The sequence below is a fragment of the Cupriavidus phytorum genome, assembly GCF_003254285.1.
Classification (GTDB): domain Bacteria; phylum Pseudomonadota; class Gammaproteobacteria; order Burkholderiales; family Burkholderiaceae; genus Cupriavidus; species Cupriavidus phytorum.
In genome coordinates this window covers 13,802-33,554 of the sequence record NZ_QKZN01000001.1, presented here as the reverse complement: position 1 = coordinate 33,554, position 19,753 = coordinate 13,802, and the positions used below count along the sequence as shown (strand labels likewise).

Annotated in this window: 15 protein-coding genes; 3 read left to right on the top strand and 12 right to left on the bottom strand. The window is 67.5% G+C overall.

Annotation, left to right across the window (positions count from 1 at the left end):
- Positions 1-54: 54 nt before the first annotated feature.
- The 11 genes from C7416_RS00130 to C7416_RS00080 all read right to left on the bottom strand — a co-directional run bounded on the left by C7416_RS00130 (position 55) and on the right by C7416_RS00080 (position 11,773).
- Positions 55-270 (bottom strand): zf-HC2 domain-containing protein, encoded by a 216-nt coding sequence (locus C7416_RS00130; RefSeq protein WP_092314587.1) that lies wholly within the window; start codon positions 268-270, stop codon positions 55-57.
- Between the two features lie 41 nt (positions 271-311).
- Positions 312-905, bottom strand: coding sequence for a sigma-70 family RNA polymerase sigma factor (locus C7416_RS00125; RefSeq protein WP_111516564.1), 594 nt, complete (start codon positions 903-905; stop codon positions 312-314).
- A gap of 77 nt (positions 906-982) precedes the next feature.
- The gene (locus C7416_RS00120) at positions 983-2,605 is read right to left on the bottom strand and encodes an ATP-binding protein (RefSeq protein WP_111516563.1); all 1,623 of its coding nucleotides are present in this window, start codon (positions 2,603-2,605) and stop codon (positions 983-985) included.
- Between the two features lie 52 nt (positions 2,606-2,657).
- A complete protein-coding gene (locus tag C7416_RS00115; protein ID WP_111516562.1) occupies positions 2,658-3,332 on the bottom strand; it encodes an alpha/beta hydrolase in 675 nt (224 codons plus the stop codon).
- A gap of 116 nt (positions 3,333-3,448) precedes the next feature.
- Complete coding sequence (locus tag C7416_RS00110) at positions 3,449-4,252, bottom strand: IclR family transcriptional regulator (protein WP_111516561.1); 804 nt, start codon at positions 4,250-4,252, stop codon at positions 3,449-3,451.
- A gap of 126 nt (positions 4,253-4,378) precedes the next feature.
- A complete protein-coding gene (locus C7416_RS00105; RefSeq protein WP_111516560.1) occupies positions 4,379-5,713 on the bottom strand; it encodes an MmgE/PrpD family protein in 1,335 nt (444 codons plus the stop codon).
- Between the two features lie 12 nt (positions 5,714-5,725).
- A complete protein-coding gene (locus tag C7416_RS00100; protein ID WP_240988228.1) occupies positions 5,726-6,589 on the bottom strand; it encodes an alpha/beta fold hydrolase in 864 nt (287 codons plus the stop codon).
- Entirely contained in the window at positions 6,586-8,688 is a 2,103-nt protein-coding gene (locus C7416_RS00095) for an acetate--CoA ligase family protein (RefSeq protein ID WP_111516558.1), read from the bottom strand. The genes C7416_RS00100 and C7416_RS00095 overlap by 4 nt, the downstream gene beginning before the upstream one ends.
- Before the next feature lie 4 nt (positions 8,689-8,692).
- Positions 8,693-9,487 (bottom strand): enoyl-CoA hydratase/isomerase family protein, encoded by a 795-nt coding sequence (locus C7416_RS00090; protein WP_111516557.1) that lies wholly within the window; start codon positions 9,485-9,487, stop codon positions 8,693-8,695.
- 48 nt (positions 9,488-9,535) lie between these two features.
- The gene (locus C7416_RS00085; RefSeq protein WP_111516556.1) at positions 9,536-10,531 is read right to left on the bottom strand and encodes a tripartite tricarboxylate transporter substrate binding protein; all 996 of its coding nucleotides are present in this window, start codon (positions 10,529-10,531) and stop codon (positions 9,536-9,538) included.
- Positions 10,532-10,777: 246 nt separating this feature from the next.
- Positions 10,778-11,773, bottom strand: coding sequence for a Bug family tripartite tricarboxylate transporter substrate binding protein (locus tag C7416_RS00080; RefSeq protein ID WP_111516555.1), 996 nt, complete (start codon positions 11,771-11,773; stop codon positions 10,778-10,780).
- 244 nt (positions 11,774-12,017) lie between these two features.
- On the opposite strand from C7416_RS00080, the gene C7416_RS00075 reads away from it, so the two are divergent.
- The 3 genes from C7416_RS00075 (at position 12,018) to C7416_RS00065 (ending at position 18,556) form a co-directional block, all read left to right on the top strand.
- Entirely contained in the window at positions 12,018-17,237 is a 5,220-nt protein-coding gene (locus tag C7416_RS00075) for a trifunctional serine/threonine-protein kinase/ATP-binding protein/sensor histidine kinase (protein WP_111516554.1), read from the top strand.
- Positions 17,238-17,333: 96 nt separating this feature from the next.
- Positions 17,334-18,023, top strand: a complete 690-nt coding sequence (locus C7416_RS00070) for an ArsR/SmtB family transcription factor (protein WP_111516553.1) — start codon at positions 17,334-17,336, stop codon at positions 18,021-18,023.
- Positions 18,024-18,049: 26 nt separating this feature from the next.
- Positions 18,050-18,556, top strand: coding sequence for a DUF6630 family protein (locus C7416_RS00065; RefSeq protein ID WP_111516552.1), 507 nt, complete (start codon positions 18,050-18,052; stop codon positions 18,554-18,556).
- Between the two features lie 63 nt (positions 18,557-18,619).
- Here the strand turns inward: C7416_RS00065 and C7416_RS00060 are convergent, their stop codons facing one another.
- Positions 18,620-19,705 (bottom strand): Zn-dependent alcohol dehydrogenase, encoded by a 1,086-nt coding sequence (locus C7416_RS00060; RefSeq protein WP_111516551.1) that lies wholly within the window; start codon positions 19,703-19,705, stop codon positions 18,620-18,622.
- Positions 19,706-19,753: the final 48 nt, after the last annotated feature.

Genomic DNA, 19,753 nt, shown 5'->3' with positions numbered 1-19,753 from the left:
TCACGCCAGCGATAGAAAACCAGCAAGAAGGCCAGCGCCAGCGCTGGCCTTTTGTCATTCGTCGCGCCCAAGCCTGTGCATGGCCTCGCGCAGCGTGCGCATCTGCGCGCTGAAGCGGGTGCAGGCATCACAGATCGCCAAGTGCGAGCGCACGCGCAGCCGCTCCGTCCAGGACAGCGGCAGGTCCAGGCTTTTCATGGTCAGGTGGTGGACCTCTTCGCAGTCCGGCAGCAGCCGGCGCGGCGGGCGGGAGGGAGGGGTTTCCGGCATGTTGATCGGTGGCGGTTCGCTGGCGTGGACGCGTTGCGGGCTCAACCCGCCTTGCCGGGCCGGCCGCGCTGGCCGAACCAGTGCAGTTCCAGGCATTCGCGCAGGCGCATGCGGGCCCGGTAGAGCATCGCCCAGGCATTGGTCGCGCTGATCTGCAAATGCTGACAGATTTCTTCGGTGTCCAGCTCCAGCCATTCCCGCATCATGAAGATGCGGCCGGTGCGCGCCGGCAGGCGGTCCACGCAAAGCTGCAGGATCTCGAAGAACTCGCGGCGCTCGAACGCGCGCTCCGGATCGCCCCAGTCGGAGGGCGGATCCCGGTAGTGGCCGTTGCGCGTGAACAGGGCGTCGAAGGCGTCGTCATCGGACTGCGGCTGGCCATCGCCGTCGGTGGCCAGCGCCAGCCTGACCTCGCGCCTGCCGCTGCGCAGCGCGTCGATGATCTTGTGCTTGAGAATGCCGACCAGGTAGGTGCGCAGCGCCGACTGGCCGGCAAAGCGCTCCGGATGCTCGAGCGCGGCCAGCAGCGTTTCGGAGACGGCATCCTCGGCCACCGCCTCGTCGCGCAGCTGCAGGCGCGCGAAGCGCAACAGGTAGGGGCGTAGCGCCTGCAATTCGGCGGGGTCGAGGCTCATCGGGGATCAGGGGCGGGTTGCCTGGACGGATGCGCCATCATACCCGCGCCCTCCCACTTGCCGGTATGCCGCAGTGGTCAGCCGATCCCGCGGAATTGCCCGCACAGGCGGAACACGTCCATCGACAGCGGAATCTCCTTGGCCTTGCCGTAGCGCGTTGCCAGCTTCAGCAGTTCCTTGATGTCGCGCCCGCTCGCGGTGGGGTAGGCGTCGGTCAGCGCATCGATCAGCGCATCGTCCAGTTCCGCGCCGAACTGCGCCGCCTGCAGCCGCCACAGCCGCACGGCATCCTCGCGGCACGGCGTGGTGTAGTGGATAGTGGCGATGCAGCGCGACAGGATGGCATCGTCGACATCGCCGATGCGGTTGGTGGTCATGAACAGCAGGCCGCTGAAGTACTCCAGCGTGCGCAGGAACTCGGCGACGATGGCATTGTGCTCGAGGTCGTTGTCGCGGCGGCGGATATAGACGTCGGCCTCGTCCAGCAGCAGGATCGCGTTCCAGCGCATGGCGCGGCGCAGGATGGTCATCAGCGTCGCTCCCACCGACGCCGCGGTGGTGCCCAGCTGCCCCGAGTGCACGCGGTACAGCGGCTTGCCGACCACCTCGGCATAGACCTCGGCGGTCAGCGTCTTGCCCAGTCCGGGCGCGCCCTGGCACAGGATGGTGGTGCCGCCCGACTTGCCCGGCACGAAGTCCGGCGCCAGCATGTCCATGTGCGAGGTCAGGATGTCGATCAGGTCGCGGTGGTGCGCGGGCAGCACCAGCTTGTCGCGCAGCGCGGGCTGGTAGCGGTACTCGGCCAGGTGCTGCACGTGGACCCAGATATTGCGGTGCCACTCCAGGTGGAACAGGTGCACGTAGCCGTGCAGCGGCACGCGCTCGAAGCCTTCCATGATGCCCGCCTCACGCCAGAACGACGGATCGCATGTCATCTCGAAACGGCGCTCCAGCCGCTCCTCGTCGTTCACGCAGCGCGCGCCGGCGACATCGGCAATCGGGATCAGCTCCGCCGCCCCCTTGGCATCGACCGAGAACGCCGCGCGCGTCGCCACGAACTGCGCGCCGAAGCCGCGCTGGAAGCGCACGAAGCGCTGCGCGTGCTGTTCATATTCCTGGCGGAATTCCGCGCACTCCTTGTAGAAGCCGAATTCGGCCAGCAACTCCGGGATGGTGCGGTTGGCGATATCGTCGCGCGTGATCACCATCGACGTGGTCATGCCCGAGCGGCGCAGGTGATGGTCGGTCAGCGCCGAGTTGGCCGACTGCATCGTATTGGCGAGCAGGTCCACCACCACGTAGGCCATGCCCTGCTCGGGCAAGACATAACGCATGCGGCGCACCAGCCAGGGCAGCAGCACGCCGTCGCGGTTGCGCTGGTACAGCCAGCCGTCGATCGCATCGCGCGACAGGTAGGCGGCCAGCCCCGCCACCAGCTGGTCCAGCCCCGGAATCACGCGTGCCTGCGGCGCGTTGTAGATGTTGTCCAGCGCCAGCATCTGGAACATCAGCGCGCGCTCGTTCTGGGTCTTGCTGAGCGTATAGAGCGAACTGAGCGCGTGCGCGTCGAACAGCTTGCTCGACACCAGCATATTGCCGTGGCACACGCCATGCTGCTGCAGCTGCCGGGCCAGCGGCGAACCGGTTTCGATCATCGCCAGCAGGGGATGGATCAGCGCCTCCGGAATCTCGAAATCCATGTACCGCACTCCCGTTCAATGGCGTGGCCGCGCCCGGCCAGCGGCCAGGGTTTCACTGCAGGAAGAAATCGATCGCGCGCTCGACCACCGGCGCATGGATGACATGCGGCCCGTCGAACTCGACGTACTCCACGTCATAGCCCGCGGCGCGCAGCTTGGCCGCATGCGCGCGCCCGCTGGCAATCGGCAATTGTTCATCCGCCAGCCCATGCGCGACGAACACCTTGGGAATGCCGGTCTGCATGAACACCGACATGAAGCCGCCGGAAAACGCGATCACATGGCTGGCGATGTCGCCATTGGTAAGGCCCAGCGACAGCGCATAGCTGGCGCCATCCGAGAATCCGGCAAAGGCCAGCCGCTGCGGATCGATCCGGTAGCGCGATGTCACCGTGCCCAGGGCCTGGTGCAGCCGCTGCAGGTCCGGCCCGTTGCCGCCGATGACGATGTCCCAGGTCGGATAGAGCGAATGCGGCGCCAGCACCAGGAAGCGGTGCCGCTGCGCATGGGCTTCGAGATGCGGGAGGACTTTTTCGGGGAAGCCGCCGGCGCCGTGGAACATGACCATCAGGGGCACCGGCGCCTGGGCTGGCAGTCCGTCCGGGACGAACAGCACGGCATCGCGTTCCTCGACTACGCCAAGCCGGTGCCGGCCGGCGGGCAGCGGCCCGGCATGCGGCGTCGCGGCGGCAAAGGACATGCGGCCGAACAGGGACGGGTCGAGCATGGCGTCTCCGGCGGGCGGCTTCGTGGCCGCGCACTGATATGGTGATATTTTGTATATTACATACAAACATCGCTCGGCGCTAGCCGATCGCCGCAGGGCACACAGGGATCGATGCCCTACGCTTCCCGCGCCACCCGCGCCTGTATCGCAGCGGCAAGCTTCATCAGCGGCGCCGCCAGCGTGGCCTCGACCGCGGCAGGCTCCTGCGGCGTGGCGATGCTTACGTTCAGCACATGGACCGCATAGCCATCGAAGCGCATCGGTGCCGCGATGGCCACGACCTGAGGCTGCCATGACGCGACGCAGTAGCCCTTGTCATGCACCGAGGCCACCGCGGCCTCGATCTGCCGTCGCAGTTCACCCCAGCCCCGGCCGCGGTTCTTGTCCGCCAGGATCCGCATCATTGCGCTGAAGGCTTCGGGGGACAGCGTGGCAAGATGCGCGCGGCCGAGGGAGGTCAGCGCCATCGGGATGCGCTGTCCGCTCACCACCGTGCGCAGCGACTGGCGCCGGTTGTAGCGGAACGATTCCAGGTAGACCATCTCGTCGGCCTCGGCCACCGCCAGCCCGACATTGATGCGGTGCTGCATGGCGACCTCGACCATCATCGGCGTGGCCGCCTTGAGGACCTGCGAGCTGTCTCGCATCGCGTGCGCCATGCAGAGGACCGGCACACCCAGGCGGTAGGCGCGGGATGCCGGGATGTACTCGAGCATGCCGGTCTCGACCAGCGATTGCGTCAGGCGGCTGACCGTCGAGCGCGACAGCCCGGTACGCTCGGCGATCTCGCCATTGCCGAGCACGGAGGAGCCGGCACGGAAGGCTCGCAGCACGGCAATGCCACGTTCGAGCGAGCGGTTGGGCGTGGCCTTGCCCTTGCCGGGCTTGATCCGTTCGGTGTTGACGATGCTGTTTGCCATGACCCGGAGTTGCTGCTTGCCATCATACGGTTGGAAGGCGGCATCCAGCGCCCGGCGCGACTGTGCGTGCCGGCGGCCTGCCGCATCGCAGGCACCGTAGCATATCCGCGCAGCTTGTCCTGTCCACTAGCCAAACAGCGTGACCGCCGGCGCCGTCTCGACGCTCCAGATCTGCTGCGCCAGCCGGCGCGCGCCATCTGCGCCGATCACCGGCGACGCCAGTTCCATCAGCTTGCCGTCGAGGTCGGCGTCGGTCAACGGATCCTCCGGATCGCCCTTGCGGTTGGGCTGCAGGTAGTCCGCCGTGGCTCCGTCCGCGGTTTCGAACTCGATCCTTGCCGCGCGCTTGCCAGGAAACCAGCCGTCGATGACGGGGTCGACCTCGACCGTCATGCAGTCCATCAGCCGGCGCGTCTCGCGGTCCCGCAACCGTTCCGGTGTATAAGCCGACAGTCGCACGCTGCCATGCACCAGCGCGGCGGCGACGATGAACCTGAGGCTGAACCTGGCTTCGTTTTCGTTCCGGGGATCCAGATAGCAGGCGATATCCAGCGCCGGACGATAGGTGGCGACGCGGATGCGGCGGATCTGGGCGGTTTCGATGCCGAGCTGCGCTTTCAGCGCCAGCGCGCCGTCGATGGCCGCGAAGGTATGGCCGCAGCCAATGTGGTTCTTGAAGGTCAGCCGGCAAATATGGAAGTCCTGCCCGAGCGTCGAGGCCAGCCCGTTCCAGTCGGGGCCATCCGACATCGCCCGCCCCATGCCGGTCTCACCGTCGAGCACATCGAGCGAACCGGTGATGCCGGCAACGGCGGCGCGGGCGGCAAGCAGCCCGCCCTCCGCGGCGCGGCCCGCGTGCAGCGGCTTGGACATCGAGTCCATGCGGAACGCCTGCTGCAGTCCGGCGGCAAAGGTCGCCGCGGTGGCCAGCGCATGGGCCAGCTGCGCCTCGCTTGCGCCATAAAGGAAGGCCGCAGCCGCCGCCGCGCCGAAGGTGCCGACGGTGGCGGTGCTGTGCCAGAAGCGATAGTGGGCCCGGCCCAGCACCACGCCGATGCGCGTCGATACCTCGTAGCCCACCACGATGGCCTTGAGCAGCGTCTCGCCGCTGGCGCCCACGTCCTGCGCGGCTGCCATGGCGGCGGCGATGGTCGCTGCACCGGGGTGATACATCGCGTCACGGAAACTGTCGTCGATCTCCGCCGCGTGGGCGGCAGCGCCATTGAGCAGCGCCGCGGCTCGCGCGGTGGCGCGTTTCCTCATCGGCAGCATGGCGTTGCCGCGGCCAAGCTCTTCTGCCAGCACGCCCTGCAGGCGCTGGACCGGGTCGGTGCCGATGCCGGGGAACAGTGCCGCGTGCCAGTCGACCAGCGCGCGCTTCGCATGATGCAGCACCTCGGGGGCTAGCGGCCCTGCCTTGATCGTACTGAAGAAGGGCCCGAAGGCTTCGGTTGCGTGCAAGATGGATTCTCCTCAGCCGGCCTGCGCCGGCATGCCTGCGGATTGCTGCAGCCAGGGCTGCAGCAGTGCGTTGACTTGCGCATGGGCCTCGTACTGGACCCAATGCCCGGCGCCGGGCACCACGCTGACACGGACCTGCGGTGCATCGGCCGATGCACCGCGCGAGTCGCGGGCGATCGCGGCAAGCGCTTCCGGCGACATGGTGACATCGGCTTCGCCCCAGATCATCCATACCGGGCCGGGAAAGCGCGCCAGCGCCTGCTGCAATCCGCCCGCGCGCGAGATCGACTTGCTGTGGAAGCGCGTCGCGCGACAGGCCCGCGTGTGGATGGTCACCGCTTCGCTGTCGATGGCGGCGGGGTCGTTGATCATGAAGGCTGCCAGGTTGTGGCGCATGGCCTCTGCAAGCGCCTGCGGATCCGGACAGCGGCGCCAGTCGCGCAACTCCCGCGCCATCCGGCGCGGACCGCCGTGGCCTGCCGGCCCGAGCAACGCCAGCCGGCCGACTTCGGCATCGCCAGTGCCATCGCCGGTGGCGAGATGCGCCGCCACCAGCGCGCCGAAGGAAAATCCCACCACGTCGATACGGCCAAGCGACAGCTGCGCCAGCGACCGGGCCAGCACCTCGACCAGTCCCGGCAGGTCGGCGCGCGGCGCCGCACCCGATTCGCCAAAGCCTGGCATGTCCGGCACCAGCAGCCGGCGGGTGCGGGACCACGGCCCGATATTGCGCGCCCAGTGCTGCCAGTTGCCATGGCCGCCATGCAGCAGCACGGTTGCCGGGCCTTCGCCAAAGCTGCGCCAGACGACGTCGCAGCCATCGACCGAAGTCACCAGCACATCCTTGCGCGCGCTGCACATGTCCGTACCCGTCAATGCTTGTCGTCGCCGGCCAGCACCGCCACGCCGTCGGCGGCCACCACGCCCTGCCCTGCGGGCAGCACGAAGACGGGATTGATCTCCGCCTCGACCAGCTGCTCGCCCAGCGTGGCGACCATGCGCGAGAACGCGACGATGGCATCGGCCAGCGCCTCCACATCGGCCTGCGGGCGGCCACGGAAGCCCTGCAGCAGCGGTGCGGTCGTCAGGCGCCCGATCATCGCCAGCGCAGCCTGCCGAGTCAATCCACGCGCGCCCGGCAGCAGCCGCAAGGTGGTATCGCCGAACAGCTCGGCGGTCACGCCGCCCATGCCGAGCAGGATCGCGGTGCCGAGCGCGTCGCGGTGCATGCCTAGAATCACTTCGACGCCGCCCTTGACCATTTCCTGCACCAGGAAGCGCCGCGGCGCGATTCCCGTGGCCGCCTGCACATCGCCTGCCATCCTCGTCAGCCGGCTCGCCACCTCCGCCGGTGCGACATTGACGGCCACGCCGCCGACATCGCTCTTGTGCGTGATCTCGGCCGACAGGATCTTCAACACGACATTGCCGCCGAAAGCCTGTGCCGCCGCCGTGGCCTCGTCGCCATCGGCCACCACCACTTCCCTTGCGACCGGCACGCCGAAGCCGGCAAACAGGCGCTTGGCCGCGGCCTCGTCGAGCGAGCCGGTGCCATAGGCCGCGAGGTCGGGCAACGGCAGCGTGGGCGTGCCCGCATCGTCGACCCCGCCGAGCCTCCCCGCGCGCAGCATCGCGTCGATCGCCACCGTACACGCCTCCGGTGCCGAAAACGCCGGCACGCCACGACGGTTGAGCAGCGATGTCACTTCCGGCGCATGCGGGCTCACGTACGCGATCACCGGCTTGTCGCTGCCGGGCAGGCAGTCCCGGATGGCATTGGCCATCAGGTCCGGCATGGCCAGGCTGGACGAGCCCACGATCACCGCCACCGCGTCATAGCTCGGGCTGTCGAGCAGGATGCGGATCGCGGCGCGCAACAGCTCGGGCTGCAGGCCGGCGAGGGTCACATCGATCGGATTGCGGTCGAGCGCCGCGTGCTCGCCCTGCTGCAGCGCGCGCAGCTTTGCCGCGGTGGCTTCGTCCGGTGCCGGTGTCTCGAAGCCGGCCACGCCCAGGCTGTCGGAGACCAGCGTGCCGGCGCCGCCGGTCGAGGTCAGGATCGCGACACGGTTGCCGCGCAGCTTGCGCCCGGTCGCCAGTGCGACGGGCATGTCGAGCAGATCGGCGAAGGTCTGCGCGCGCATCACGCCAACTTGTTCGAACAGCGCGTCATACATGCGGTCCGCACCGGCCAGCGCACCGGTATGCGACACCGCGGCGCGCGCGCCGCTTTCGGAGCGGCCGATCTTGAACGCCACCACCGGCTTGCCCGCGCGCGCCGCCTTCAGCGCGGCGCGGCGGAAGGCTTCCGGGTTGCGCACGCTCTCGACATACAGCGCGATCACGCGGGTGGCCTCGTCATCGGCGAGGTAGTCGATAAAGTCGGCCAGATCCAGGTCGACCTCATTGCTGGTCGACACCAGCTTGGACAGGCCGATGCCGCGCGCCGCGGCACGCGACAGCAAGGCGCCGAGGATGCCTCCGCTTTGCGACACCACGCCGATGCTACCGGCCGGGAACTGGTCCATCTCCAGCGCGCCGCTGGCCGACAGCGGGATGTTGTCGGTCAGGTTGACCAGGCCGATGGTATTGGGCCCGAGCAGGCGCATGCCGCCGGCCGCCTCGATCAGCTGGGCCTGGCGCCGCGCGCCCTCGGCGCCGGTCTCGGTATAGCCGCTCGCCAGCACGATCGCCGCGCCCGCGCCGCGCGCCGCCAGGTCGCGCACCGCGAGGTGGGCCCGTTCAGCGCCCAGCAGCACGATGCCGACGTCCGGCACTTCGGGGAGCGAGGCAATGTCGGGATAGCAGCGCAGCCCGTCGATCGACTCGACCTTGGGGTTGACCGGGTAGATCGCCCCGCTGAAGCCGTGCTTGCGCAGGTAGGAAACCGGGCGGCCGGCGGTCTTGGCGGGATCGGCGGAAGCGCCGATCACGGCAACGCTGCGCGGCGTGACAAGTCGTTGGATCGCATTCATGGTGTCAGGCTCGGGCCGCGCTCTGGTTCAGGAAAGCCAGCACGGATTCGCGGTGCGCCGTGCTGGTATAGCAGATGCCCTGCGCTTGGCTGCCCTGGGCAAAGACCTGGTCGGCAGGCAGTTCGAACGACTGGTTCATGATGCTCTTGCCGAGCGCGATCGCGGTGGCCGAGCCCCGGCTCAGCTCCGCCGCCCAGGCCAGCGCATCGCCAATCAGCGCGTCGGGCTCGCTAAGGCGGTCGGCAATGCCAAGCGCCTTGGCCTCCTGCGCCTCCACCTTGCGGCCCGTGAAGACCAGTTCCTTGGCGGTCGACAGCCCCACGCGGCGCGGCAGGAAGTACATGCCACCACCGTCCGGGATCAGGCCCCGATGGATATAGGACCACGAGAACGACGCCGCCTCGGACGCCAGCACGAAATCGCAGCAAAGCGCGGTATCGGCACCGAGCCCCGCCGCGGCACCGTTGACCGCGGCGATGGTCGGCTTGGGCATGGTGTGGAGCAGCTTGACGGTGTGATGGACGCGCTGCTGGCGGCTCCAGCCATTGAAGCCTACCTCGCCCTGCGGCGCCTCCATGCGGCGCTGCATGCCGGCGACGTCGCCGCCGGCGCAGAAGCCCTTGCCGTTGCCGGTAAGCACCAGCGCGCGGATGGCCCGGTCCGCCGCCACGCGCTCGAGCGCGTCGATGAACTCCGAGCGCATGTCGTCGCTGATGGCATTGCGCTTGTCGGGGCGGTTGAAGGCAAGCAGCGCGATGCCGGCTTCGATCTTCAGTTCAATCAGGGAATAGTTGTTCATGGTCGTGTCGGTTCGGTGTGTGCAATCGGTTCCGCACTAGTGCCGCGTTCAGTCGGCGGTGATGTTGGCTTCCTGGATCACCTTGCTCCAGCGCACGCTCTCGGCCTTGACGTAGCGGCCGAACTCGTCCGGCGTGCCGCCACCGATGGCAAGCCCCTCCTGCTCGGCGCGCTTGCGGAACGCCTCGGTATGCACGGCTTTCCTGGCCGCGGCGTTCAACCGCGTGATCACCGCGGGCGGCGTGCCCGCGGGCACGAACAGGCCATACCAGCTATCCGCCGCGTAGTTCGGCACACCGCTTTCCGCGATCGTCGGCACCTGGCTCAATGCCGGCGCCTGCGAGCGCTGCGCGGTCGTCACCGCCACCGCGCGCAGCTTGCCGCTGTGCAGGTGCGGTGCGACCGCTGCGGCGGTGGCGAACATCACATCGACCTGCCCGCCAAGCAGGTCAGTGATCGCCGGGCCGGCGCCACGGTAAGGAATGTGGTTCATCTCGACCCTGGCCATCTTCTTGAACAACTCGCCGGCCAGGTGCGCCGAGGTGCCGGGGCCTTGCGAGGCATAGTTCAGCTTGCCCGGACTGGCCTTGGCAGCCTTGACCAGGTCCTGCACGTTCTTGATGGGGCTATCCGGCTTCACCACCAGCACGTTGGGCGAGCGGCCCACCAGCATCACCGGCGCGAACGCCTTCTCCGTATCGAACGGCAGCTTCTTGTGCAGGCTGGGGTTGACCGCGTGCGCCATGGTCGCCATCACCAGCGTGTAGCCGTCGGGCGGACTCTTGGCCACCGCATCGGTGCCGATGATGGTGCCGCCGCCGGGCTTGTTCTCGACGACGACGGGCTGGCCCAGCTCCTCGCCCATGGTGACGCCCATCGCCCGCGCCACCAGGTCCGTGCCGCCGCCGGCGGCGAACGGCACCACCAGGCGGATGGGCTTGTCGGGGAAGGCGGCGAGTGCGGGCAAGGGCGCGGCCGCGGCGATGAGGGATGGGATGGCTGCCGTGGCAAGCCAGCGGAAGAGCCCGGTACGGGACGGGTGCATGCTGTGTCTCCTGGAACAAGTCGGAACGCCGCAAGCATCGGACTGCATGCAACGGGCGCGTTTCTTTGTTACAGGGAGCTTAGGCTGTGGCGGGCGGTTGCACAGCCCTGCAATTCCATTGCATGGAATTGTTGTTGCATTCGCATGCGGCAGGACGAAGACAGCTTGCGCACGCTGATGCCAGTGGGACGAATCAGGTTGTTCGACCGGATTTACCTCGCACCCCGGTCGGCGGGGATCCCATTTTCACCGTCGAAGATTACCGGCGACTCCCGCCTTGCCACTGTCTGTCTCGTCCGCAACCAGGTTGCGGTCAGCGACCAGCCTGCTCCAGCGAGCCAGTTCCTGTCGAATAAACCCTTGGAAATCCGCAGGGCCCGCGTGCACGACCTTGAAACCGTAACCTGAAAGTACCTCGTTCTTCGACAAATCGGACAGGACATGCTTCACCGCCAGATCGAGTTTCTCGATTCTTTCCCGCGCGGTGCCCTTGGGAGCCAGAACGCCATACCACCCGGTGACCAGCATGTTCCGCAACCCTGCCTCCGCAAAGGTGGGCGTCTCGGGCGCGATTGGCAGACGCGTGTCGTTCGCAATCGCCAGTGCCCGCAACTTCCCGGATTTGACGTGCCTGAGACTATCGGCGCCCGCGAACACCGCGTCCACGTCACCGCTGATCGCTGCCATGACCGCCTGGACGCCGCCGTGGTACGGCACATGGGTCACTCGAATCGAGGCGGATTGCGAGAGCAACTCAATGGCGAGATGGCTGGTATTTCCGTATCCGGACGATGCCACGGTCACCGGGCGGGACTTCGCGCGCACGATCAGGTCGGATACAGAAGTGATTTCCGAAGTGGCGCCCACATACAGAACCAATGGTTGCTTTGCCAGCAGAGAAACCGGCTGGAAATCACTGACTGGGTCGTAGCCGGCCGACCGGCTCACGAGTGGCCCGATGGCGTAGGCAGCCAGGGCGAGCACGAGGGTATAGCCATCGTTCCTGGCGCGTTGTACATGGCGCAAGGCGATCTGTCCGCCCGCGCCTGGCTTGTATTGAAGCACCACAGGCACGCCCAGCGCGGTCTGCAGTCCGTCGCCGAGCGGGCGCGCCATCAGATCCGCCGGCCCTCCCGGAGGATAAGGCACGACGATGGTGATGGGTTGGTCCGGGTAGCCGGCCCACGCTGGCTGGGCCGACGCGATCGTTCCTGCCACCACGAACCATGCGCCGGATCGCATTATTGCTGCGAGTGTTTGCACAATCAAAAAAGGTGAGAAATTAAGCCATTGTCGCAAGGCAGGTATTTAAGTATTTACTAAGGGAGTCACAAAAGACTGACATGCGATCAGTCCAACACCGCAGGGGCACATCAGCGGCTGTCGATTATGTGTCGACATGGGCGATTTGGTAAGATGCGGCCTCCCGGCGGCGCCTGCAAGCTAGCCGTTTTTTTGCACATTGGTCCCGAAAACGGTGCTTTCCATGTTTTTTCCGCAGGCGGGCGTACGCCTAGGCTTTGATTCCACATGGGAGGCAGGCGACCGGCTGTTCGGGCGCGGCTGGCTGATGCAGGATGATGATTCCAAGGTGTCCGTGCTCGGTGTCTGGCCTGCCAACGATCCCTCCTACCCGGCCGCGCTTGACCGGCTCGGTCACGAATATGCGCTTCGTGACACCATCGATGCGACCTGGGCCGCCCGCCCGCTAAGGCTCCTGTGCGAGCGCGACACGGCAGTGCTGCTGCTCGATGATCCCGGCGGTGAGCCACTCGCCCACCTGGTGGGTGGGCCGATGGACCCGGCGATGTTTCTCGACATTGCCGTGGCGGTAACCATGGCGGTCAGCCATCTCCACCAGCGCGGCCTGATCCACAAGGATTTGAAGCCCGCCCATGTTTTGGTGGCGCCGGACCGGCGCCAGGTCTGGTTGACGGGCTTCGGCATCGCGTCGCGAGTGCCGCGCGGCGCCCAGGCACGTGCGGACATCAGTGACATCTCCGGTACGCTGCCCTATATGGCGCCAGAACAGACGGGCCGGATGAATCGCGCTATCGACGCACGCAGCGACCTGTATGCCCTGGGTGTTACCTTTTACCAGATGCTCACTGGTGTGCTGCCCTTCGTCGCCAGTGAACCCCTGGACTGGGTTCATGCACACCTGGCGCGGTCGCCGAGGCCGCCGGCAGAACGCAACGCCGCCGTGCCCGGGATGCTGTCGGCACTTGTCATGAAGCTGCTGGCGAAAGCTCCCGAGGAACGCTACCAGACGGCCGCAGACCTGGTGCGCGACCTGCAGCACTGCCGCCGCGCGTTGTCGGCGCAGGGGCAGATTGCAGCCTTCGAACTGGGGCAGCGCGATCTTTCAGAGGTCTGGGTCATGCCCGACCGACTCTATGGCCGCGAGCAAGCCATGGCGACGCTGGTGGAAGCGTACGAGCGCGTGGCCTCCACCGGGCGCAGCGAAATCGTGATGGTTTCCGGCCATTCTGGCGTAGGCAAGACCTCGCTGATGCGGTCGTTTGCTGGCGCGGTTGCCGGGCGCGGCGGGATCCATGCCGCCGGCAAGGCCGACGCGCCGGGTGACGTAGCGGCAGAGGCGCCCGTCGATGCGGGCGTACGGCTGCCCTATGCAACGCTCGCGCGAGCCCTCAGCGGCCTGTTGCGAATCGGACTGGCAGATCACGCGGCCGACATGGCTCCCTGGCGCACCGTCATTGCGCAGGCGCTGGGACCGAACGCCGGTGCGCTGGTGCCCTTGCTGCCCGAACTTAAGACGCTGCTCGGTCCGGTACCGTGGATGCACGAAACGCCGTCGCGCGAAACCGGGCCGCAAGTGCGGCTTGCGCTGCGCAACCTCGTGGCCGCTCTCGCGAGAACCGCGCGGCCGCTGACGCTGTGCCTCGACGACATCCAGTGGCTCGACGACGAAAGTGTCACGCTGCTGCACCAGATGCTGACTGATCCGGGCACGCCAGACCTGCTGGTGGTCTGCACCTGTCGCAGCCACGAAGGCGCAGACGACCAGAGCGCGATCCACGGTGTCGATGCGTTACGCGCAGACGGCGCCGCCGTGGTCCATGTCGAGCTGGGTTGTCTTGGCGAATCCGATCTGCGGCAGCTCGTCGCCGACGCGCTCCATTGCAATACCGACGCGAGTGCGCCGCTTGCGCGACTGGTGATGGAGAAGACGGCAGGCAATGCGTTCTTCGCCACGCAGTTCATCAGTGAGCTGTCTCGCGAGGGGTTGCTGCACTTCGATCACGGCGCGGCACGCTGGACCTGGGACCTCGACCAGCTCGCCGCAAAGGCGCTGACCGACAACGTGGTAGCGCTGATGGTGGGACGGATCGACCGGCTGGCGGCCGGCACGCGATCGGCGCTGGCCCTGCTTGCCTGCCTTGGCAACGACACCACGGTCGACACGCTGGCGCGCGGGTGGACCGGCGACGCCCGCGAACTGGAGCCCGCGATCCGGGAAGCCGTGCACGCGGGGCTGGTCTCGTGCAGGGAGAACGTGCTGCGCTTCTCCCACGATCGCGTGCGCGAAGCGGCCTATTCGCGCATCGCCGAGCCAGCGCGGCAGGCATTCCACTTGCGTGTCGGCCGGCTGCTGCTCGAGCGCACGCCGTCCGACGAGATCGAGGCGAACGTCTTTACCATCGTCGGACAGTTGAATCGCGCGACCGAGAACCTCGAGGCGCAGGAAGAGCGCGACAGGCTCGCGGAACTCAACCTGGCTGCCGCCTTGCGCGCCAAGTCCGCATGCGCCAACACCGCGGCGCTGCACTATCTGTCGATCGGACTCGCGCTGCTGGGCGATCACGGCTTCGCGCGGCACCAGGCCCTCGCCTTCGCCTTGACGCTGCACATGGCGGAATGCGAGTTTCTCACCGGGGATTCGGCGCGCGCCGAGCATCGTTTGGAGTCACTGGCCGCGCGGACCTCGTCGATCACCGCGCTGGCAGTCCTCACGCAACTCCAGCTGGGCCTTCTGATGACCGGCGGGCGCCGTGCCGAAGCGGTCACGGTCGGGCTGGCCTACCTTCAGCGTGCCGGGGTCGAATGGGCATCGCATCCGACTGCTACGGCATTGGCGCACGAGGAGGCGCTGTTCGCTCGCCACCTCGGCAAGCGCGAGATCGCCGAACTGGCTTCGCTGCCCCCGATGACGGACCACGGTGCGCTCGCGACGATGCGGGTGCTGATTGCGCTGGTGCAGCCAGCCTGGTACACCGACGATCTGTTGCGCCGGCTTGTGGTGCTACGCATGGTCAACCTGAGCCTGGCGCATGGCAACAGCGACGAATCGGCGCTGGCCTATGCATGGGTAGCCATGCTGCACGTGGCCGCCTCCACCGATGAGCCGGCCGGCGTCGCATTCGAGCGGCTGTCGATCGAGGTTGCGGAACGGCGGGGCATCGATCGGATACGCGCACGCGTATATCAAGTCGTCGGCGGGAATCTTCAGCACTGGTCCAAGCCGCTGCGCGTCGCGCGCGGCCTCGTGCGCCAGGCATTGGCGTTGACGCAGCAGATCGGCGACCTCACCTATGCCGCCTACATCCGCAGCAACCTGATGACGCATGCGCTGGCGATCGGAGATCCGCTCGGCAGCGTGCAACGCGATGCGGACTCGGGCAGCGTTTTCGCATGGGGGCCGCGCTTCACGCTGGTAGCAGACCGCCTTGCGCCCCAACGCCAGCTCGTCCGTACGCTGCGCGGATTGACGCCGGTCTTCGGCCGCTTCGACGCCAAGGATTTCAGCGAAGCCGCATTCGAAGCCCGGTTGCGCGGCGACGTGGGCCTGCTGCTGGTGTCATGCTGGTACTGGATCCGCAAGCTTCAGGCTCGCTATCTGGCTGGCGCCGGGGCCGAGGCACTGGATGCGGCCGAGCAGGCGCGCCCGCTCCTGTGGACCTCGCCGGCTTATTTCGAGCAGGCCGAGTACCATTTTTACGCGGCGCTGGCCCGCGCGGCCTGCTGCAATCCGGCCGTCGAAGGTGAACTCACCGCGCACCTTCCCGCCCTGGCCGGGCACCACTGGCAGTTGGCGCAATGGGCACGGCGCTGTCCGGCGACGTTTGCGCACCGGGCCACGCTGGTGCAGGCGGAGATTGCCCGGCTCGAAGGACGCGACATCGACGCGATGCGCGGCTACGAGTCGGCTATCGCCTCGGCACGCGAAAGCGACCTGATCCACATTCAGGCGCTGGCAAACGAACTGGCGGCGCGCTTTTATCTGGATCGCCGGCTCGATAACGTCGCGCTGGTGTACTTGCGCCAGGCGCGTCACGGTTACATGCGCTGGGGTGCAGACGCCAAGGTCTGGCAGCTCGATATGCAATATCCCGCGCTGGCAGCCGAGGCGGGAGCCGCCCTTGCCTCAACGCCGTCGATGGGCACGATCGGCGCGCCGCTCCAGCATCTGGACCTGGCCACGGTGATCGCGATTTCGGAGGCGATTTCAGGCGAGAGCGGGCTGGAACCGCTGCTGGCGACGCTGATCCGCACCGCCATCGAACAGGCCGGCGCGACCCGTGGCCTGGTTATCTTGCCCGACGGCGCCGAACATTACGTGGCAGCCGAGGCTGCCGTGCGGGAGGAAACGGTCATGGTGACATTGTCCGTGCGGCCGCTCGATGCGGCCGATATGCCGTTGGCGATGATCGAGCACGTGCTGGATTCTCGCGAGCACGTGGTCATGAACGATGGATCCGCCAGCGGGGCCTTTTCCGCCGACCCCTTTGTTTGCCGACGCCGGGCACGTTCGATGCTGTGCCTGCCGCTGCTGAATCAAGGCAGGCTGACCGGCGTGCTTTATCTTGAGAACGCACTTGCGCCAGGTGTGTTCGTTCCGGCACGGATCGAGGTGATCAAGCTGCTGGCGTTCCAGGCGGCCAGTGCCATCGAGAACAGCCGGCTTTCCGAGCACCGGCGGCGCGCAGATGAATCTCTGCGTCAGGCCCATGCAGAGCTGGCTCACGCCAGCCGCGTCACGACACTCAACGCCCTGACAGCGTCAATCGCCCATGAGGTGAGCCAGCCAATCGCGGCATTGACCATCGAGGCACGCGCCGCGCTGCGGTGGCTCAATCGCAAGCAACCGGTCGTCGAACAGGCGGTCGCAGCCCTGGACGCGATTGTCGAGCAAGGGGAACGTGCTGGCAGCGTTATCGCGGGCATGCGCGCGATGCTGCGCAAAGCCGGGCCGCAAGCGCAGCGCATCAATCTCAACGAGATGATCGCCGAGACGCTGCCGCTCTTTGCCGGCGAACTGGATCGCACCCAGGTCATCCTGAAAACGGAACTGCTGCCCGCGCTACCCCTGGTGTGGGCTGACAAGATCCAGCTGCAGCAAGTGTTGCTGAATCTGGTGATCAATGCCGTCGAGGCAATGCGCGAGATCCTCGAGCATTCACGCGAACTCACTGTACGCACCGCAGTCAGCCCGGCGCGTGAAGTTGTGGTCACGGTGCACGACGTCGGTGTCGGCCTGCCTGCCGATACGGAGCAGGTTTTCCAGCCTTTCTACACGACCAAGGCCGAAGGCCTGGGCATGGGCCTGTCGATCTGTCGCGCCATCCTCGAGGCGCACGGCGGGCGCCTGCACGCGTGGCCGAACCGGCCACGGGGCGCCGTATTCGAGTTCACATTGCAGGCCACCGAAACCGCGCCCGAAGGGAACTGCGGCGTTCCATCGTAATGGAAGGGGGAGGGTGTGCGGAACCTGATTTGCATTGGCCACCCTTGCCAGCCCCGTCCTATACTCCGCATCACACCCTTCACCCAAACCCAAACCATGGATTACACCCCCGGCATCAGCCACCTCGCCAGCCTGCTCGCCGATCCCGGCCGTGCCGCCATGCTATGGGCGCTGATGGACGGCAGCGCCCGGCCCGCCGGCGAGCTGGCGTTGATCGCCGGCCTGTCGGCATCTTCCACCAGCGGGCACCTGGCGCGCTTGTCCGAAGGCGGCCTGCTGGTGGCGGAAACGCGCGGGCGCAACCGCTATTACCGGCTGGCGGCGCCGGAGATCGGCGTGGCGATCGAGGCGCTGGCGTCGGCGTCGCTGGCGAGCCAGCCGCCGCGGCTGCGCGCGGTGCCGGTGTCGCGCACGGCGCCGCCGGCGCTGCGCCAGGCGCGCACCTGCTATGACCACCTGGCGGGCGAGCTGGCGGTGGGGCTGTTCGAGCGCATGACGCAGTCGCGCTGGCTGATGCTGGAGGGGGCGCGCGTCGAGCTCAGCGGCGATGGCGCGCAGGCGCTGGCACGGCTGGGCGTGGATGTGGATGCGGCGCGCCGCAAGCGGCGGCAGTTTGCCTGCACCTGTCCGGACTGGAGCGAGCGCAAGCCGCACCTGGGCGGCGCGCTGGGCGCGGCGCTGCTGGGCAGCCTGCTGGCGCGAGGCTGGGTCGAGCCCACGCGCACCTCGCGCGCGCTGCGGGTGACACCGGCGGGCCAACGCGAGATCATCCGCATCGCGGCCTAGCGCGCCGCGGCAACAGGAGAACAAAGATGGCCACACCGCTGGACGACGACACGCAGGGCGCGATCGCGCGTTTCTTCGCCCTGATCAACCTTGGCGACAGCGCCCAGACCTCGGCCCAGATGGCGATGTTCGAGGATGCCCTGCTCGATGCCGAGGACGACGACACCGAGGGGCCGGAACTGCTGTGGGTGATCCGCGAGGTGATCGACTGGCAGTCCGGGTTCTTTGTCGACTGGAAGGACGCGCAGTCCTTTATCGGCTGCCTGACCCAGCTGTGCGAGCGCATGGACCTGGAGCTCGACTGGGGCACCGACGACCCCGAGGACGAAGCCTTTTTGGAGGGCACCAGCGTGCCGGAACTGATGGAGCTGGTACACAACCAGCTGCGCGTGGCCGGCTATACGCTGTGGAACTGGGATACCGGCGGCGATGCCTACGCCGGCTGGATCACGCGCAGCGAGGATGACGAAGAGATGCTGGACCTGGCAGAGATCCTGCGCTTCGAGGTGAGGCCGGCGGACCAGCCTTATTGAACGCCGGCCGGTGGGGTCACCGGCCCCGCGGCCCCACGGCCGCGCTCGGGCCCGGCTATGCGCCTAGTCGAACAGGATCACCGAGCGCGCCAGTTCGCCGCGGCGCAGTTCGTCGAAGGCGTCGTTGATGCGGTCCAGCGGCAGCCGCTGCGCGATCAGCGCGTCCAGGTGCAGGCGGCCCGCCATGTAGAAATCGACCATGCGCGGCATGTCCACCGGGAAGCGGTTGGAGCCCATCAGCGAGCCCTGGATGCGCTTCTCGCCCAGGAAATCGCTGCCCTTCAGCTCGATCTTGACGCCCGGCGCGATCATGCCGATGACCGTGGCGGTACCGCCGCGGCGCAGCATGGCAAAGGCCTGTTCGGTGGTTTCCTTCAGGCCGATAGCCTCGAAGGCATGGTGCACGCCGCCGCCGGTGAGCGCGCGCACCGCGTCCGGCACATTGCCCTCGCTGGCGTCGACCACGTCGGTTGCGCCGAACTTGCGGGCAAGCTCGAGCTTGCCGGGAACCCGGTCGATGGCGATGATGCGGCCCGCGCCGGCGATGGCGGCGCTGTTGACCGTGGCCAGCCCGATGCCGCCGCAGCCGATCACGGCGACGGTCTCGCCCGGCTGCACCCTGGCGGTATGGATCACGGCGCCCATGCCGGTGGTCACCGCGCAGCCGATCAGCGCGGCGCGGTCCAGCGGCATGTCGCGCCGGATCGCCACCAGCGCGTGCTCATGGATCAGCATCTGCTCGGCGAAGGCCGACAGGTTCAGGAACTGGTGCATGGCGTTGCCATGGGCGCCTTGCAGCCGCGGTTCCTCCTCCTCGCGGCGTCTGGTATCGGGCTCGGTGCATAGCGACAGGTGGCCGGTCAGGCAATGCTCGCAATGGCCGCAGTAGGCTGACAGGCAGGTGATCACGTGGTCGCCGGGCCTGACCGTGCGGACTTCCGCGCCGACCTGCTCGACCACGCCCGCGGCCTCGTGGCCCGGGATGGTGGGAACGGGATGCGGGTAGGCGCCGTCCACAAAGTGCAGGTCTGAATGGCACACGCCGACGGCGGCGGTGCGCACCAGCACTTCGCGCGGTCCGGGCTTGCCGATGGCCACGTCTTCGATCACCAGCGGCGTCCTGGGTTGATGCAGCACTGCAGCTTTCATGGGTTTTCCTCCGGAGGGAAGCTACGGTGCCGGAAAAAATACCCCCAA

Excerpts from the sequence above, each read along its gene's own strand:
- C7416_RS00060 (WP_111516551.1), bottom strand. The coding sequence starts at position 19,705 with ATGAAAGCTGCAGTGCTGCATCAACCCAGGACGCCGCTGGTGATCGAA.
- C7416_RS00125 (WP_111516564.1), bottom strand. The coding sequence starts at position 905 with ATGAGCCTCGACCCCGCCGAATTGCAGGCGCTACGCCCCTACCTGTTG.
- C7416_RS00120 (WP_111516563.1), bottom strand. The coding sequence starts at position 2,605 with ATGGATTTCGAGATTCCGGAGGCGCTGATCCATCCCCTGCTGGCGATG.
- C7416_RS00130 (WP_092314587.1), bottom strand. The coding sequence starts at position 270 with ATGCCGGAAACCCCTCCCTCCCGCCCGCCGCGCCGGCTGCTGCCGGAC.
- C7416_RS00110 (WP_111516561.1), bottom strand. The coding sequence starts at position 4,252 with ATGGCAAACAGCATCGTCAACACCGAACGGATCAAGCCCGGCAAGGGC.
- C7416_RS00065 (WP_111516552.1), top strand. The coding sequence starts at position 18,050 with ATGGCCACACCGCTGGACGACGACACGCAGGGCGCGATCGCGCGTTTC.
- C7416_RS00090 (WP_111516557.1), bottom strand. The coding sequence starts at position 9,487 with ATGAACAACTATTCCCTGATTGAACTGAAGATCGAAGCCGGCATCGCG.
- C7416_RS00115 (WP_111516562.1), bottom strand. The coding sequence starts at position 3,332 with ATGCTCGACCCGTCCCTGTTCGGCCGCATGTCCTTTGCCGCCGCGACG.
- C7416_RS00070 (WP_111516553.1), top strand. The coding sequence starts at position 17,334 with ATGGATTACACCCCCGGCATCAGCCACCTCGCCAGCCTGCTCGCCGAT.
- C7416_RS00085 (WP_111516556.1), bottom strand. The coding sequence starts at position 10,531 with ATGCACCCGTCCCGTACCGGGCTCTTCCGCTGGCTTGCCACGGCAGCC.
- C7416_RS00080 (WP_111516555.1), bottom strand. The coding sequence starts at position 11,773 with ATGCGATCCGGCGCATGGTTCGTGGTGGCAGGAACGATCGCGTCGGCC.
- C7416_RS00095 (WP_111516558.1), bottom strand. The coding sequence starts at position 8,688 with ATGAATGCGATCCAACGACTTGTCACGCCGCGCAGCGTTGCCGTGATC.
- C7416_RS00075 (WP_111516554.1), top strand. The coding sequence starts at position 12,018 with ATGTTTTTTCCGCAGGCGGGCGTACGCCTAGGCTTTGATTCCACATGG.